The sequence below is a fragment of the Xanthomonas graminis pv. graminis genome (assembly GCF_030168915.1).
GTDB lineage: Bacteria > Pseudomonadota > Gammaproteobacteria > Xanthomonadales > Xanthomonadaceae > Xanthomonas_A > Xanthomonas_A translucens.
Genome location: NZ_CP076255.1, coordinates 3,227,351 through 3,239,961, shown reverse-complemented (window position 1 = coordinate 3,239,961; position 12,611 = coordinate 3,227,351). Strand labels below are relative to the sequence as shown.

The window sequence follows — 12,611 nt, the reverse complement described above, 5'->3', positions numbered from 1 at the left end:
TAAGTGCTTTTCAGGGATGCACACGAACACAGTTTGAGCACGAATGCTCAGTTCCCGTGCGATTTCTTGCCTTTGCGGGCCTTCGCTGAAGATGAGTTGCCGCGAAGTTCCAGGTATTGCGCGAGCAGGTCCTGTGGTGCAGTTCCAAGCGCCTCGGCAAACTCGACCAACTCCACGGCGTCAATGCGCCGCTCACCGCGCTCGCACTTCGAGACGAAAGTCTGTGTGTTTCCCAAGCGGTTAGCCAAATCGACTTGCGACACTCCCGCACGCTTACGAGCCGCCTTTAGGACGGTTAGTAGAAGCTGGTAGTCGGAGTTGTGAGTCGATTGAGGCATCGTGCGATGACTTGATGGTCATCACACGCTAAAGTTCGGATTGGAATAGTCCAAAATGGACTATTCATCAACGAACGAAGGAATGCGTATGAAGCGGATAGGGGTTCTCTTGGTCGTCTTGGTTGGCCTAGCTTGGGTCGGGTCGAAAGTTGTGCCGGGCAGCAAGCCCACAGTTGCTGATGCGCCTAAGGCAGTGACCGGGCCGTCGCCTAACCGAGTCGAGGTGCCTGCGCGGACAGACTCCGAGCCGGAACGATCTATGACGGCCGCTGAGAAGAAGGCGCAGCAGGAGAAGTGGTTCGGCGCCGAGACCATTGTGGCTGCCGAGCGAGCGGTGAGGCGCGAGCTGAAGGACCCGGACGCCGCACAGTTTCGGGGCGTGCGCGCCAACTACACCGAGGAGTTCGGAGTGGTCGCCTGCGGCTGGGTTAACACCAAGAACGAACTGGGCGGGTACACTGGCTTCCGGCGCTTCGTATTCGGAGGCCGCACGGTGATCTTGGAAAAGCGTGACGCGTTGGAGGCGGCTTGGAGGGCTTCGTGCTTCTAAAGGCCTCTTTGCTGATCAACTGCTTATAGATCAATGATTTGTGCTGATTCTTTCTGCGGCTCAACGTGCTCGTCCGAGGCCAAGCTACAAGTTGTCTGAGTCAAGTTGGCTCATGGCTGTTAGTCAATGCATGACCTCTCGACTCTCATGATGGCTCTCCGTACCATCACCCATGTCTATGGCGACAGGGTGCAGTGGATCGACGATGAGCAATCAGGACAGGGACGATTGGATGAAGGCATATGAGCAGCTGTCCCCAGCGCAACAGGCGAGCGTTCTTAGGAGTGTGAGGGCCTACGCTGCTCCGAAGGAATTTTGGCGAAATCCTAGCTCCGACATCATCAACGACGCGGTGCTAAACAGCTTGGGTGATCGCCTAGTTGAGCACCATGGCGGCAGTCGCCAGGCTCTAAGCAAGGATCGTTTTGAGTTCGCTTTTGAAAGAGCGTTGCAGGAAGGCGGCTTCTCTGCTGAGTTGGCGAAAAGTCGTACGAATCGAGGTCATGACCTCACAGTGGACGGAGTTTTCGTCAATCTTAAAACTGAGGCTTCCGCGGCGGTTAAGGATGATTTCATTCATGTAAGTAAGTGGATGGAATTGGGTCGCGGTCCCTGGGATATCAGTTTTCAACGGCAGCAATTTTTAGACCATCTCAAAAATTACAATCGAATTTTTACCCTTCGTCGACTTGCTCCCTCAAATGGTAAGGTCAGGTATGAGTTGGTCGAAATTCCAAAGCAGCTGATGCTTGATTCGGCGAATTGGCCCATAGAGTTTGCAGAAAATACGAAGCAGGAGACAATTCCAGCCTATGTTCGAGTAAAGGATAAGGCTGGTAATTTGAAGTACTCGCTTTATTTTGACGCTGGGTCCGAGAGAAAGCTTCAGATTAAAAGCCTTAGTAAGGCCGAGTGCATTGTTCATGCCACTTGGACTTTTGATGGAATTTAGCTGCGCATGCCGCTCCCTTTTCCCTTGCTTCGCGGCAAGGTAGTAGGGGTCGAAAAATTATGGGTAATAAGGTGATCCAGAAGAAGCTCGGTGTTGTCGATTTGTTTTCAGGAGCTGGAGGGATGTCGTGCGGTTTTAAGCGGCACGGCGCCTTTGAAATCCTAGGGGCTGCAGATCTTGAGGTGGCCAAGCCAAGCCACGGCCCTGGTGCAACAAATTGCAATTCGACCTACGAGAGAAATCATGGGCTCAGGCCAGCAAATGTAAACTTGGCGACCACGGGGCCTGAGGAGCTTGCAAAGCACTTTGGCTTTTCACCTGATGACGTTGATGTCCTAATTTCCTGCGCGCCGTGCACTGGATTTAGCCAGAAGCAATCACGCAATCATGTAAAGGATGATTCAAGGAATCAGCTCGTTCGACGGACTGCAGTGTTTGCTGCGGCCTGGAGGCCTAAGTACATCCTTATAGAGAACGTGAAGGAACTGTTGGTCGGTAAGCATCGTCATCACTTCGATGGTCTGCGTGAAGATCTAACCGCGCTCGGTTACGAGGTCTCGGCAGAGGTCCATGATCTTTCGAAGTTCGGCTTGCCTCAACGTCGTCTGAGAGCATTGGTAGTGGCAAAGCTGGGGGGGGCATTCTCTCCGGCTCTTCCGACCATTGATCGAGTTCGAACAGTGCGTGATTTTATAGCGGATCTTCCGCCAATTGAGGCGGGAGAATGCGACGCTTCTGACCCTATGCACGTTTGTCCCACAATGACGGATGCAACGCGTGAGCGAATGCAGGCAATTCCGCATGATGGGGGTAGTTGGATCGATATTCCTCAAGAGAAATCCTATCTTCGAATTCCTAGTATGAATGTGGACAAGCCGGGATCCTTCCCGGATGTGTACGGGAGGCTCTGTTGGGATAAGCCTGCGCCTACAATCACAAGAGAGTGTAGCTCTCCTGGGAATGGTCGTTATACGCACCCCGAACAGGATCGGTTGCTCTCTGTACGGGAGATGTCTCTGTTGCAAGGCTATCCATCTGACTATGTATTCATTGGGTCGCTCTCATCTCGTTACCGGCAAATCGGCGATGCGGTCCCGCCACTCATTAGCGCTTTGCTTGCCGAGGCCGTAGCGGACGACGCTGGACTTGAAGCTCCGGTTGGATTGGAGTGCTCATCTCCGAATAGTGTTGGGATTGGCGATGATCAATTGCAGCTCGCTTTGTAGTTCGTTGACAATCGCTGATTCTCAGGTGCTTCGGTGACAGGAATGCACGGGATCATCCCTTGAATGAAATTGGGCAGCAGGTGCTTGCGTGTGGCATGAGGTATATGCCACAGGCAACGCGTTGCAGCTGAGGGAATGGCTGGTTGTCACAGCTATAGCTGCACTGAGTGGTCTGGACGATCAGGAGAAGTGTTGGTTTCGGCGTGAGAGCTATCGAGGTACAGTGTGGTTAATCGGGCTGTGGACTAGATCAGCCCAAGGATCGTCGGCAATAGCTATGGCGATCAGAAGTGCTTTCGGTGGCAAGAACAGCCGAGGCCAGCCCAGCATGACGAACTGAGCGGCCCATCTCTGCGACGCACGGCAGACCCAGTCCCCCGGTGGCATCCGCCTCCGTGGGAGCCCTGGAGATGGAGCACGCCTGTGACTACCCCCGAACCCAAGAAGCTCACACCCGAGGAGCTGGCCGAACTACACGCGCTCCCTGACGAGGCGATGGTCAAGCCCGAGGAGGCCGCAGCGTTGCTGCGGCTCAAGCGCGCCACGTTGGCGTGGTACCGCAGCCACGGCGGTGGACCGAACTACTCCCGAGTTGGAGCGAAGGTGATCCGATACCGCATGGGCGATCTGCGCGAATACGCCAAGGGCCAGCCGATGAGCGAGGGCGTCCGTAAGGTCGCCGCCGCTATGCTGGCCGCTCGCACCGCGAACGCGGAGCGCTGACTGATGGCCGCACATGAAAACGCCCACGGCATGCGGGACCGTAAGCGCAGGGGTGCAACCGACCGGGAGAGTGAGCTATCTAGGACTCACGGGATCAATGATGCCGCAGGGTCTTCCGCCGCGACGCCATCATTTGAGGCCGCCGCCGAATACTACAGCTTCCGCCTCGACCTGATCCCCCTGCGCCGCCGCGACAAGATGCCGGCCGACAAGCGCTGGCAGGAACGCAGCTACGAGCAGGGCGAGGTGCTGGAACGCGCGAGGCGCGACGGCCTGAACCTAGGCGTGCGCCTACCCGCCGACGTGGTTGTGGTGGACGTGGACCCGCGCAACTTCCCGGCAGGGCGCGACAGCCTGGCCGAGCTGGCCGCAGCCTTCGACCTGCCACTCGCTTTGGCGCCGCACGTCCTTACCGGCAACCTCTCCCACCCCGGCGAGCACTTCTATTTCCGCAAGCCCGCGGGCGTGCTGCTGCTGGACAGCGTGGATGGCTTCGAGGGGGTCGAATTCAAATCGCTTGGCCGCCAGGTTGTCATTCCTGGCTCCGTGCACCCGAGCGGCGGCAAGTACAGGTGGGCGTCCAACTCGCCCTCGCTGCACGACATGCCGGACCTACCCGTGCGGTTGGTTAATGCTGCGCGCAGACCTGAACGCACTAGAACGCAGGTGTCTGGCATTGGTGAGCTGACGCCAGAGCAGCTCTCCAAGACCTTGGAGCAACTCGACCCCTGCGACTTCGGCGAGAAGCAGCACGGCCGCTGGCTCGGCGTGATGATGGCCTCCCATTTCGCGACCAGCGGCGAGGGACGGCAGGAGTTCATCGATTGGTGCATGGGCGACAGCCACTATCGCGGCCAGGAGTGGATCATCGGTCGCCGCTGGGACTCGCTGCATGCCGACAGGGACGAGGCCGTCACCACAGCGACCCTGCAAATGTTCCTGCAGGAGGTGGGCGGCGGCATCGCACCACCTGACGCGGCTGACGACTTTGACGTGTGGGACGAGGTCGAACCTGCCGAGGCGCGCACCCGCAGGCGCTTCCTCAACGTGAACGACCTGAAGGCACTGCCGCCGCCGCGGTGGCTCGTGCCCGGCCTACTGGTGGAGGACAGCGTCGCGGCCATCTACGGCGCGCCTGAGTCGGGAAAGTCGTTCCTGGCGCTCGACATCGCGATGGCCGTCGCGGGCGGCGTGGACTGGCACGGGCGCAGGGTCACCGACGGCGGCGTCCTGTATGTCGCGGCTGAGGGCGCGTCTGGCCTCGGCAAGCGCGTCCGCGCATGGGAGATCGACCGCGGCATCGACGTGGGCAGGTTCCCGCTCTGGCTGGATCACGGTGAGGTCAACTTGGCCGCCGAGCGAGAAGGCGGCGTGCGCGCCTTCGTCAGCGACGTGGTCGAGGAACTCGGGCCGCTACGCTTGGTCGTCATCGACACCCTCAACCAGACGGCAGCAGGCGCCGACGAGAACTCGGCGAAGGACATGGGGCGCTACATTGCCAGCATGAAGCGCATTCGTGACGAGACGGGCGCAACAGTCGTGGTCGTGCACCACTCCGGCAAGGACCCCGGTAAGGGCATGCGCGGAAGCTCATCTCTGCTCGGGGCAATGGATACCACGGTCGAGGTGAGCCGCGACAAGGAAATGCGCACCATTACCGTGACCGTGCACAAGCAGAAGGACGCGGAGCGCGAGCCGCCGATGCGATTCAACCTAGAGCGCGTAGATCTTCCGGGAGAACCTGACTGGAACGGCAGACCGCCATCGTCGCTTGTGCTCCGTCCGACCTTGATGGTCGACGCGGCCTCCGACTTCGGGGGCGGGGCGACGAGGGGCGACGGACTCACTGCCCTGGCGTGCGAGCTGGGCGCATCGAGCGGGACGGTGAAGGCGTCCGACCTGCTCGACGCCGCCACCAAGCGCCTGGGAATAAGCAAGAGCTCGGCGCAGCGGGCGGTGACGGACAAGATTCCCGAGGGGCGCATCGTCGCCGTGCGCGCAAGCTGGGACGGCCGCCACTTCTGGCTGTGGTGCGAGCGCGTTGGCAAGTACGCCACGGCGCCGAAGGTGGTGCACGTCGAGGCCGCGTCATGGACGCCCGCGAAGTCTCCTGAAGTCTGATTCTGAAGTCTCGGGACTTCGGAGACTTCGCGGCATTCTGAAGTCTGAAGTCTGTTCCGAATCAGCAGCTTATGCGACCACTCGATTGGAAGACTTCGGACGAGATTTCGGCCACGGCAGACGAGACTTCGCAGCTTTCACTTTCTTAAGAAAGTGAAAGCGAAGTCTGCCCGGAATCTGATTCTTGAATAACGACATAAACGGTGAGCGTGTGGACGGGTGTGTGCAACCTGGCGCGCCGTGTCCCTCGCGCGCGAGGCGAACAGGCCAAGTGATCCCCGCCGAAGCGCACCATCTAATCGCACATCAGAGGGGCGGGGCCGTCCAAGTCCTTGATCCGCCTGCTTGAACGATGGCGTGCCTGCACGCGTAAGCACGACACCATCACAGCGTAAGCCACTTTTCACCCCGGAGACCGCAGCCGTGCTTTCCATCCCGAACACCTTCACGCTCGAACGGCGCGAGCTGTTCTTCCAGGTGCTGGGGGACACGTGCTCGCCCAAGCAGGCCGCAGCTGCTGCAGGCATCAGCAGGCAGACGGCCTTCTACCACAAGGCCAATGACATCGAGTTCCGCATGCGGTGGGAGAAGGCCATCGAGGTCGCCCTGGACTCGCTTCTGGACGAGGCGTACAGGCGCGCGGCGATCGGCTACGACGAGCCCGTGATTCACCAAGGGCGCCTAGCTACCACTGCGGACCCGACGACAGGCGAGGAGCGGCCCCTGACAGTTCGCAAGCATAGCGACAGGCTCCTGGAGGTGCTGCTTAAGTTCCGCTACGGCGACCAGATGGCCGACAGGCTGCGCGTCAGGGTCGAGGACACGGGCCTGTCGGCCGACGCGCTGCTGGCGATGCCAGCCGACGAGCGCGGCCAGCTCGTGGCGCTGCTTTCCAAGTACAACGCGGCGCGTCCGCACGACAAGGAACAGGACGATGAGTGAGAAGCTGACGGTGGCCGAGGCGCTCGCGAAGGCCGAGCAGATCGATGTGATGCTGGAGGCGATCAACGGCACAGCGCCCGATGCGGTCCAGGCGATGGGCGGGCGCGACGCCCTGGCCCGGCGCAGCGAGATGACGTGCCTCGGCCCGGTGCCGCGCCTCGACGCGGACGAGTGGGAGCGCATGTCGCAGGAGTACGAGGGCCGGCGTGAGCACGGCAGCATCAATCGCGGCGAATAGGAGCTATCCCATTGCTGGGCTAAAGAACGCCTCTCGCAGGCTGGGAGATGCATTGACTAGTCGTTCGATGATGCAGGTTGCGGCTGCCATGAGGCGTTGGTCTCGGCCTGCGTCTTGGCTTTCTGGGGCGAGAAATTTGGCTCCATGCATCAAGTTATTTCGCACTCCTTGTACGCGGAAAAGCAGGACGCGTTCCGCTGACCAACTTTCCTTCCCAGCCTGATGGGACCAGCCGAGCTTTCCATCTTTGTATGTCTGAGACTTGGGTGGATTAGAAGATAGATACTTTGCGGCTCGTTCGTATTCTTCAGAGCCTTGCGTCTTCAGTACGTCGGCAATGGCCAGAGCAAACGCGTCCCAATCAGCCTTTGCCTCTCCCCATCCCCCTTGCTTCACATAGCCTGCGGCTTTCACGGCAAACTCAAAACGGGAAAAGATGAGGAAGAACTCACCTAGTTCATCTCTACGTGCGCTCAGTACGTGCTCAGGAACGATGAACATTCTCTCTGGCCCTCCCTGTTGTTGCCAAAGCCTAACACTGAGTTAGAGCGTCGCGCGGCGCCAAGCTCATGAATCGCAAACCACAATGATGGTTGCAGCTTCGAGGGAAACATGGCCGAACAACAATGGCGTTCAGGCCCAACGATCCGCGACAAATTGCAGGCATCCGGTCAGCGCATTGGCGCGCAGACCACCCCGCGGCTCCTGATTAGCGCTGTGTCTCAGCTGGTGATGCTGCCTTGGTTTAGAAATGCAGGTTCTTCAGTGAGATACGGCGATGACGCTCAATCGGATCCAGTTCCAAAAGGGGCTTTCGATTCCGGCTTTTCTGAGCCGCTACGGCTCCGAGGCGCAATGTGTCGAGGCCTTGGTTCAGGCCAGGTGGCCCAATGGCTTCGTGTGTCCGCAGTGCGGACACACGCATGCCAGTGGCTTTGAGCGGGGACGCCAGCACCTGTGGCAGTGCGCGCGCTGCCGGGTACAGACCAGCTTGACCGCCGGCACGCCCATGGCAGACACCAAGCTTCCCTTGCGGGTGTGGTGGCTGGCCATCTATCTGGTGAGCCAAGCCAAGAACGGAATTGCTGCGCTGGAACTGGCTCGGCAACTGGGCGTGTGCTATCGCACTGCATGGCGGATCAAGCACAAAGTGATGTCGGCGATGGCCGATCGTGAGCAGTCACGCCGGCTCGACGGAGAGGTCCAGATCGATGATGCCTATCTGGGCGGCGAACGCGCCGGTGGTCCAGGCCAACCGCAGTGGCGCAATAAAGTGCCGTTTATTGCAGCGGTTTCCCTGCATCAAGGGCGCCCGCGCTATCTCCGCCTGGATGTGGTCTCCAGCTTCCGAAGAAGCGTCGTGCACACGTGGGCTCAGCAGGCACTGGCACCGGGCACCCATGTCGTCAGTGATGGGCTGACAGCGTTCACCGGTGTGGGCTGGGCAGGCCTGACCCACGATGCCATCGTGACCGGAAGCGGCCGCAAAGGCGTCCAGCAGCCTCGTCTGCGTTGGGTCAATACGATCCTGGGCAATCTCAAAACGGCGCTTAGCGGCACCCACCATGCGGTGGACTTCCCCAAATACGGCGCGCGCTACCTGCATGCGCATGCCTACCGCTTCAATCGCCGCTTCAACCTGGCCGCCATGGTGCCGCGCCTGGCCAGTGCCCTGGCCGGCGCGGGAAGGCTCACAGAGCAGCAACTGCGTACGACAGCTGAGACACAGCGCTAATCAGGCCCGCGGCTGGGGATGCGCTCGTGATAGGCGACCGGAGGACCAAAACCCACCGGAGCACACGAGCCATGAAGATCACCCTCAGCGACACCCCCCTCCTCAGCACCCAGCAGATCGGCGAGCTCGCCTCGACCCTGGACCTGCTGCACAAGCGAACCCTCGCCGCGATCGAGCGGCTGAACAAGGACATCGCGACTCGCAAGCAGCAGATCGCCGCGCGCTGGAAGAGCGCCCCCGGCATCGGCATGGCCGACGTGGCGCGCTTCGCCGAGCACGAGACCCTCGCCAGCGTCCGCGAGATCAAGGACAACTCCAAGGCCGAGTTGGACAAGATCATGAAGGAGGCCGGCGTGCCGCACGCGCAGCTGGTCGGGCAGCGCCAGTTCTACGACTCCCCGGCCAAGGTCCTGGCCCGCGCGGCCCTAGGCGACCCCAAGCGCACCGAGTACTTCCAGCAGCTCCAGCACGCAGGTCCCGCCGAGCTCGGCCACATGGCCCAGATCGCAGTCGGCACGAGCAACGTCGCACTGGCCTCGGCCGTGCTGTCCCTGATAGACCGCATGCCCAGCAAGGACCGCCCGGTCGGCTCGGTGGAGCTGGCGACGGCGATGAAGCAGGACGACTTCCTGAAGGTCCATGAGTACATCAAGCTGGGCGACGCGCGCCTCCAGGGCATCCTGATCGCCATCCGCGCCTGGCACGCCGGCAGGTCCAACCCACTCGGCTCGGTGCAGCTCGCCATGCGCGAGCGGGGGATCGACCACGACCTGATCGGGGGCGAGAGCGATGACTGACCGACGCGCCGACTATTCACCGTCCCATCCAGCAATGATGGCCCTTGCGGCACTGGTCGCCGCGATGCAGAACAGGTGCGATCTGTTCCCTGAGCTGGAAGCCGTTGCCACGCGCAACGGCGTGATCGTCGGATCCAAGGAGTTTGATAAAGCTGCCGCTCTGGCCGGGCAACCCTACTGTCGCGCGCTGGACCTGTACGTCGACCGCGAGACCAAGCGCAGGGCGAACGCCCTGGGGGCGGGGATGGCGCACCTGGCCTTCCTCCCGGTCTGACCCGAGCAAACCCGGCCGGGTTGGTTAGGTGCGCAGGCGGCAAGGGGTGGCCCGGCCGTGTCTCGGAGGGGGTGTCTTCACGGCATTCCCTTCTTTTTCATGGGCTTGCGGGCCTCCGCGCGCCGACAGCCAGTTAGATGGCCTAAAAGCAGCGGCAAGGGGGCTCCCGGATCGAGGGAACCACGACCTAATGCCTACGTACCCACTAACACGTAGGAAAGCGCCATGAAGCTGGAAGAAATGCAAACCAAAGAACTGCTGGCCCTGCACAACCGGATCGCCGACAAATCGGCAGGACCCAAGACCTTCGCGACGCGTACCAAGCTCGTCGCCCGGATCGAGCAGGTCGCGGCCGACAAGAGCATCGACCTGGCCTCGTTCGGGCAGCCGAAGAAGCCCAAGGCGATCCCACCGCGCGCAGAGCCAAATACCGAGGCCACCGAGACGTCCGAAGCGACCGAAGCGACCGAGAAGAAGCCGCGCGGTCTTGGCGTGGGCGCACTCGCACGTGCGATCCTGATGGACCCAGCGGGCTTCCCGCACGCGCTGGTGGCCGACATGGTCAACGCGCAGATCGAGGGCGCGGCGACGACTGCAAAGAGTGTTCGTTGGTATGCCAACGACATGCGCAAGAAGGGCGTCGAGGTGCCGCCACGTCAGAAGCACCACCCGGCAGACATGGACGAAGAGCAGTCAGTCGAGGCGCTGGCCACCGTTCGGGTGGTCGAGCCCGCGCCATCCGACGACTGACGCCGTTCTCCCATCATGCACAAGAAAGGGCCACCGTCACGGTGGCCCCTTCTTTTCATGCGCTTGTGCGCGATCGCGTCCCGACTGTGGATCAGGCGTGCGCCTTCCTGAACTCGTCCAACTCGGTCAAGCACTCTTCCAGCAGTAACCGCAGCTCCATCATTGCCACCTCGCCCTGTCGGTAGATCATCGCGTCGCGGATGGCGAGGATCAGGCGGTCCGCCTCGCTGCCGACGCGGACGGTCCTGCCGACTTGCCGGGTCAGTCGATCTTGGACGCGACCTCGCACCCGGTCATGGGGATCGAGCGTCATGCGGCTCTCTCACTCAGGCTATCCGCAATACGTTCGACGGCTTCGGTTCTATCATTCATATTCAATCTCCTGTCAGTTGGTGGTACCGAGGGTCCCCGGCCTTATCGCGCGATGGAGACCAGTCTCGTTTGCCGATCTCTGCGCGTCCATCAACGTTTGTAGGCACTACGCGCCCTCGCATTCGTTTGTTGACGGCGAGTCTGGGCGCGTGGTTGCGAGCCTTGGAGGCCATTCGCCTGCGGTCCACTCGAGGCCGAGGTGATCGAGGATGTAGCGCGACGCCGTCTCCTGGTGCTTGCGCAGGTGTTCGGGTCCGACGTGGATGTAGCCCATCGTGACATTGCTCGCTGCGTGGTTGAGTAGGTACTTCAACTCTAGGAGCGGGACGCCCGACTCTACCGCTAGCGTGGCGAATGTGTGCCGCAGGGCGTGGCCCGTCAGTCCGTCCAGTTCGTGCTGCGCGACCTCGGCGACATGGCCCGACTTCGAGTCTGCGGGGAACAGCCATGGGCTCTTGCGATGCAAGCGCGGATTCTCCTCGATACGGTGGCTGAGCAGGGCCGCGAGTGGTCCTGACAGCGACAGATCGAATGCCCTCGTCGATCCACCCTTAGGCTTCGGCACGTGCAGGCGTCCGGAGGCGAGGTCCAAGTCCGACGCGCGTGCCTCGCAGGCAGACGTGCGCCGCATGCCTGTGAGCACCATGAACAGGTGCAGGTCGCGCCGCACCGGGTGGAGGCCGAGCACAGCCTTGCCCCACGCCCTGAGCCTATCCGTCGGGGCAGCCACCTTGCGGCGCCGAAGTCCGTGATAGTCAACGTTCCCGCAAGGGTTCGGCGGCAGGTCCGGGTGCTCGCGCAGGCCACGGTTGTACACGGCGCGGAAGATGCGAAAGGCGTTGTCTGCCGAGGGCGCGCCGTGTCGATCGGTGATGCGGCGGTGCCTGTCGCGGACGCCTGAGCGGTCCGTGCCGAGCTCGGCCAGCGGGCGGTCGAGCCAGTCGGACAGGTACTGCTCGCAGTTGTAGCGGTAGTCGTCCTTTGTCCTCGGGGACAGTGGCTTGGCTGCCAGGTGGAGGTCGAGCGCCTCGCGCAAGGTGATGCCACGCGCTCGTGCTCGGCGGCGCTCCTCGTTCGGGTTGACCCCGCCGCGCATACCGACCAGCGTCTGCCGGGCGGCGTCGCGTGCCTGCTTGGCGTCCATCGCCGGGTGGTCGCCCAGCTTCGTCCTGACCTGACGCCCATTGACGAGGGATTGCACGTAGAAGCTGCGCTTCGTGGGCGTGACGATGAGGTAAAACCCCCGCATTTCGGTGTCGGCGTACAGGACCGACTTGCGCGGCTCGGGCTTCGGTGCCCTCTCGACAAGGGACTGGGTGATCTTCGACTTCATGCTGGCTCCGTGGGTGGCTGGGCCACGGCGCGGACACGGTTTTGCACCACAAGGTGCCGTGTTCAGACGCGCCGTAAGTGCCCCTGAAGCCTTATTAGGTCGCGGTTTTCCCTTGCTGTAAGCGACTCCGGACCGTCTGATTTCAAATCATGGCACTATGCGCGCGCAGCGATTCGTAATGCGTAGGTCGTAGGTTCGATTCCTATTTCCGGCACCAGATGCAGCGAAGAACCCTGGCCTCGGTCGGGGTTTTTTGTTAG

Annotated in this window: 15 protein-coding genes; 11 read left to right on the top strand and 4 right to left on the bottom strand. The window is 61.4% G+C overall.

The window, feature by feature from the left end; all coding sequences use genetic code 11:
• Positions 1-47: 47 nt before the first annotated feature.
• Positions 48-338: a helix-turn-helix domain-containing protein gene (locus tag KHF85_RS14060; protein ID WP_284567143.1), complete on the bottom strand. Its 291-nt coding sequence runs from the start codon at positions 336-338 to the stop codon at positions 48-50.
• Positions 339-597: 259 nt separating this feature from the next.
• On the opposite strand from KHF85_RS14060, the gene KHF85_RS14055 reads away from it, so the two are divergent.
• From KHF85_RS14055 to KHF85_RS14025, 7 genes are all read left to right on the top strand, one after another.
• Positions 598-888, top strand: a complete 291-nt coding sequence (locus KHF85_RS14055) for a hypothetical protein (RefSeq protein WP_284567142.1) — start codon at positions 598-600, stop codon at positions 886-888.
• 205 nt (positions 889-1,093) lie between these two features.
• The gene (locus tag KHF85_RS14050; RefSeq protein ID WP_284567141.1) at positions 1,094-1,840 is read left to right on the top strand and encodes a hypothetical protein; all 747 of its coding nucleotides are present in this window, start codon (positions 1,094-1,096) and stop codon (positions 1,838-1,840) included.
• A gap of 59 nt (positions 1,841-1,899) precedes the next feature.
• Positions 1,900-3,066 carry a DNA cytosine methyltransferase gene (locus KHF85_RS14045; RefSeq protein WP_284567140.1) on the top strand — a complete coding sequence of 389 codons (1,167 nt, stop codon included), beginning with the start codon at positions 1,900-1,902 and terminating at the stop codon, positions 3,064-3,066.
• 423 nt (positions 3,067-3,489) lie between these two features.
• Entirely contained in the window at positions 3,490-3,789 is a 300-nt protein-coding gene (locus KHF85_RS14040; RefSeq protein WP_284567139.1) for a helix-turn-helix transcriptional regulator, read from the top strand.
• Positions 3,790-3,792: 3 nt separating this feature from the next.
• Positions 3,793-5,910 (top strand): AAA family ATPase, encoded by a 2,118-nt coding sequence (locus KHF85_RS14035; RefSeq protein ID WP_284567138.1) that lies wholly within the window; start codon positions 3,793-3,795, stop codon positions 5,908-5,910.
• 423 nt (positions 5,911-6,333) lie between these two features.
• On the top strand, positions 6,334-6,852 hold the full coding sequence (locus KHF85_RS14030) for a hypothetical protein (RefSeq protein ID WP_284567137.1): 519 nt from the start codon (positions 6,334-6,336) through the stop codon (positions 6,850-6,852).
• Positions 6,845-7,090, top strand: coding sequence for a hypothetical protein (locus KHF85_RS14025; RefSeq protein ID WP_284567136.1), 246 nt, complete (start codon positions 6,845-6,847; stop codon positions 7,088-7,090). Before KHF85_RS14030 ends, KHF85_RS14025 begins: the two co-directional genes overlap by 8 nt.
• A 3-nt stretch (positions 7,091-7,093) precedes the next feature.
• Here KHF85_RS14025 and KHF85_RS14020 read toward each other — a convergent pair whose 3' ends face one another.
• On the bottom strand, positions 7,094-7,591 hold the full coding sequence (locus KHF85_RS14020; protein ID WP_284567135.1) for a hypothetical protein: 498 nt from the start codon (positions 7,589-7,591) through the stop codon (positions 7,094-7,096).
• Positions 7,592-7,868: 277 nt separating this feature from the next.
• Between KHF85_RS14020 and KHF85_RS14015 the strand changes: the two genes are divergently transcribed.
• The 4 genes from KHF85_RS14015 (at position 7,869) to KHF85_RS14000 (ending at position 10,646) form a co-directional block, all read left to right on the top strand.
• Positions 7,869-8,825 (top strand): IS1595 family transposase, encoded by a 957-nt coding sequence (locus KHF85_RS14015; protein WP_284566649.1) that lies wholly within the window; start codon positions 7,869-7,871, stop codon positions 8,823-8,825.
• Positions 8,826-8,896: 71 nt separating this feature from the next.
• Positions 8,897-9,622, top strand: a complete 726-nt coding sequence (locus tag KHF85_RS14010) for a hypothetical protein (protein WP_284567134.1) — start codon at positions 8,897-8,899, stop codon at positions 9,620-9,622.
• A gap of 34 nt (positions 9,623-9,656) precedes the next feature.
• Entirely contained in the window at positions 9,657-9,896 is a 240-nt protein-coding gene (locus KHF85_RS14005) for a hypothetical protein (RefSeq protein WP_284567133.1), read from the top strand.
• Between the two features lie 225 nt (positions 9,897-10,121).
• Positions 10,122-10,646 carry a hypothetical protein gene (locus KHF85_RS14000; RefSeq protein WP_284567132.1) on the top strand — a complete coding sequence of 175 codons (525 nt, stop codon included), beginning with the start codon at positions 10,122-10,124 and terminating at the stop codon, positions 10,644-10,646.
• Between the two features lie 91 nt (positions 10,647-10,737).
• On the opposite strand, the gene KHF85_RS13995 is transcribed toward KHF85_RS14000, so the two are convergent.
• Both KHF85_RS13995 and KHF85_RS13990 read right to left on the bottom strand, forming a co-directional pair.
• Complete coding sequence (locus tag KHF85_RS13995) at positions 10,738-10,959, bottom strand: hypothetical protein (protein WP_284567131.1); 222 nt, start codon at positions 10,957-10,959, stop codon at positions 10,738-10,740.
• 165 nt (positions 10,960-11,124) lie between these two features.
• Positions 11,125-12,351: a tyrosine-type recombinase/integrase gene (locus tag KHF85_RS13990; RefSeq protein ID WP_284567130.1), complete on the bottom strand. Its 1,227-nt coding sequence runs from the start codon at positions 12,349-12,351 to the stop codon at positions 11,125-11,127.
• Positions 12,352-12,611: the final 260 nt, after the last annotated feature.

Excerpts from the sequence above, each read along its gene's own strand:
- KHF85_RS14060 (WP_284567143.1), bottom strand. The coding sequence starts at position 338 with ATGCCTCAATCGACTCACAACTCCGACTACCAGCTTCTACTAACCGTC.
- KHF85_RS14055 (WP_284567142.1), top strand. The coding sequence starts at position 598 with ATGACGGCCGCTGAGAAGAAGGCGCAGCAGGAGAAGTGGTTCGGCGCC.
- KHF85_RS14050 (WP_284567141.1), top strand. The coding sequence starts at position 1,094 with ATGAGCAATCAGGACAGGGACGATTGGATGAAGGCATATGAGCAGCTG.
- KHF85_RS14045 (WP_284567140.1), top strand. The coding sequence starts at position 1,900 with ATGGGTAATAAGGTGATCCAGAAGAAGCTCGGTGTTGTCGATTTGTTT.
- KHF85_RS14035 (WP_284567138.1), top strand. The coding sequence starts at position 3,793 with ATGGCCGCACATGAAAACGCCCACGGCATGCGGGACCGTAAGCGCAGG.
- KHF85_RS14025 (WP_284567136.1), top strand. The coding sequence starts at position 6,845 with ATGAGTGAGAAGCTGACGGTGGCCGAGGCGCTCGCGAAGGCCGAGCAG.
- KHF85_RS14020 (WP_284567135.1), bottom strand. The coding sequence starts at position 7,591 with ATGTTCATCGTTCCTGAGCACGTACTGAGCGCACGTAGAGATGAACTA.
- KHF85_RS14015 (WP_284566649.1), top strand. The coding sequence starts at position 7,869 with ATGACGCTCAATCGGATCCAGTTCCAAAAGGGGCTTTCGATTCCGGCT.
- KHF85_RS14010 (WP_284567134.1), top strand. The coding sequence starts at position 8,897 with ATGAAGATCACCCTCAGCGACACCCCCCTCCTCAGCACCCAGCAGATC.
- KHF85_RS14005 (WP_284567133.1), top strand. The coding sequence starts at position 9,657 with ATGATGGCCCTTGCGGCACTGGTCGCCGCGATGCAGAACAGGTGCGAT.
- KHF85_RS14000 (WP_284567132.1), top strand. The coding sequence starts at position 10,122 with ATGAAGCTGGAAGAAATGCAAACCAAAGAACTGCTGGCCCTGCACAAC.
- KHF85_RS13995 (WP_284567131.1), bottom strand. The coding sequence starts at position 10,959 with ATGACGCTCGATCCCCATGACCGGGTGCGAGGTCGCGTCCAAGATCGA.
- KHF85_RS13990 (WP_284567130.1), bottom strand. The coding sequence starts at position 12,351 with ATGAAGTCGAAGATCACCCAGTCCCTTGTCGAGAGGGCACCGAAGCCC.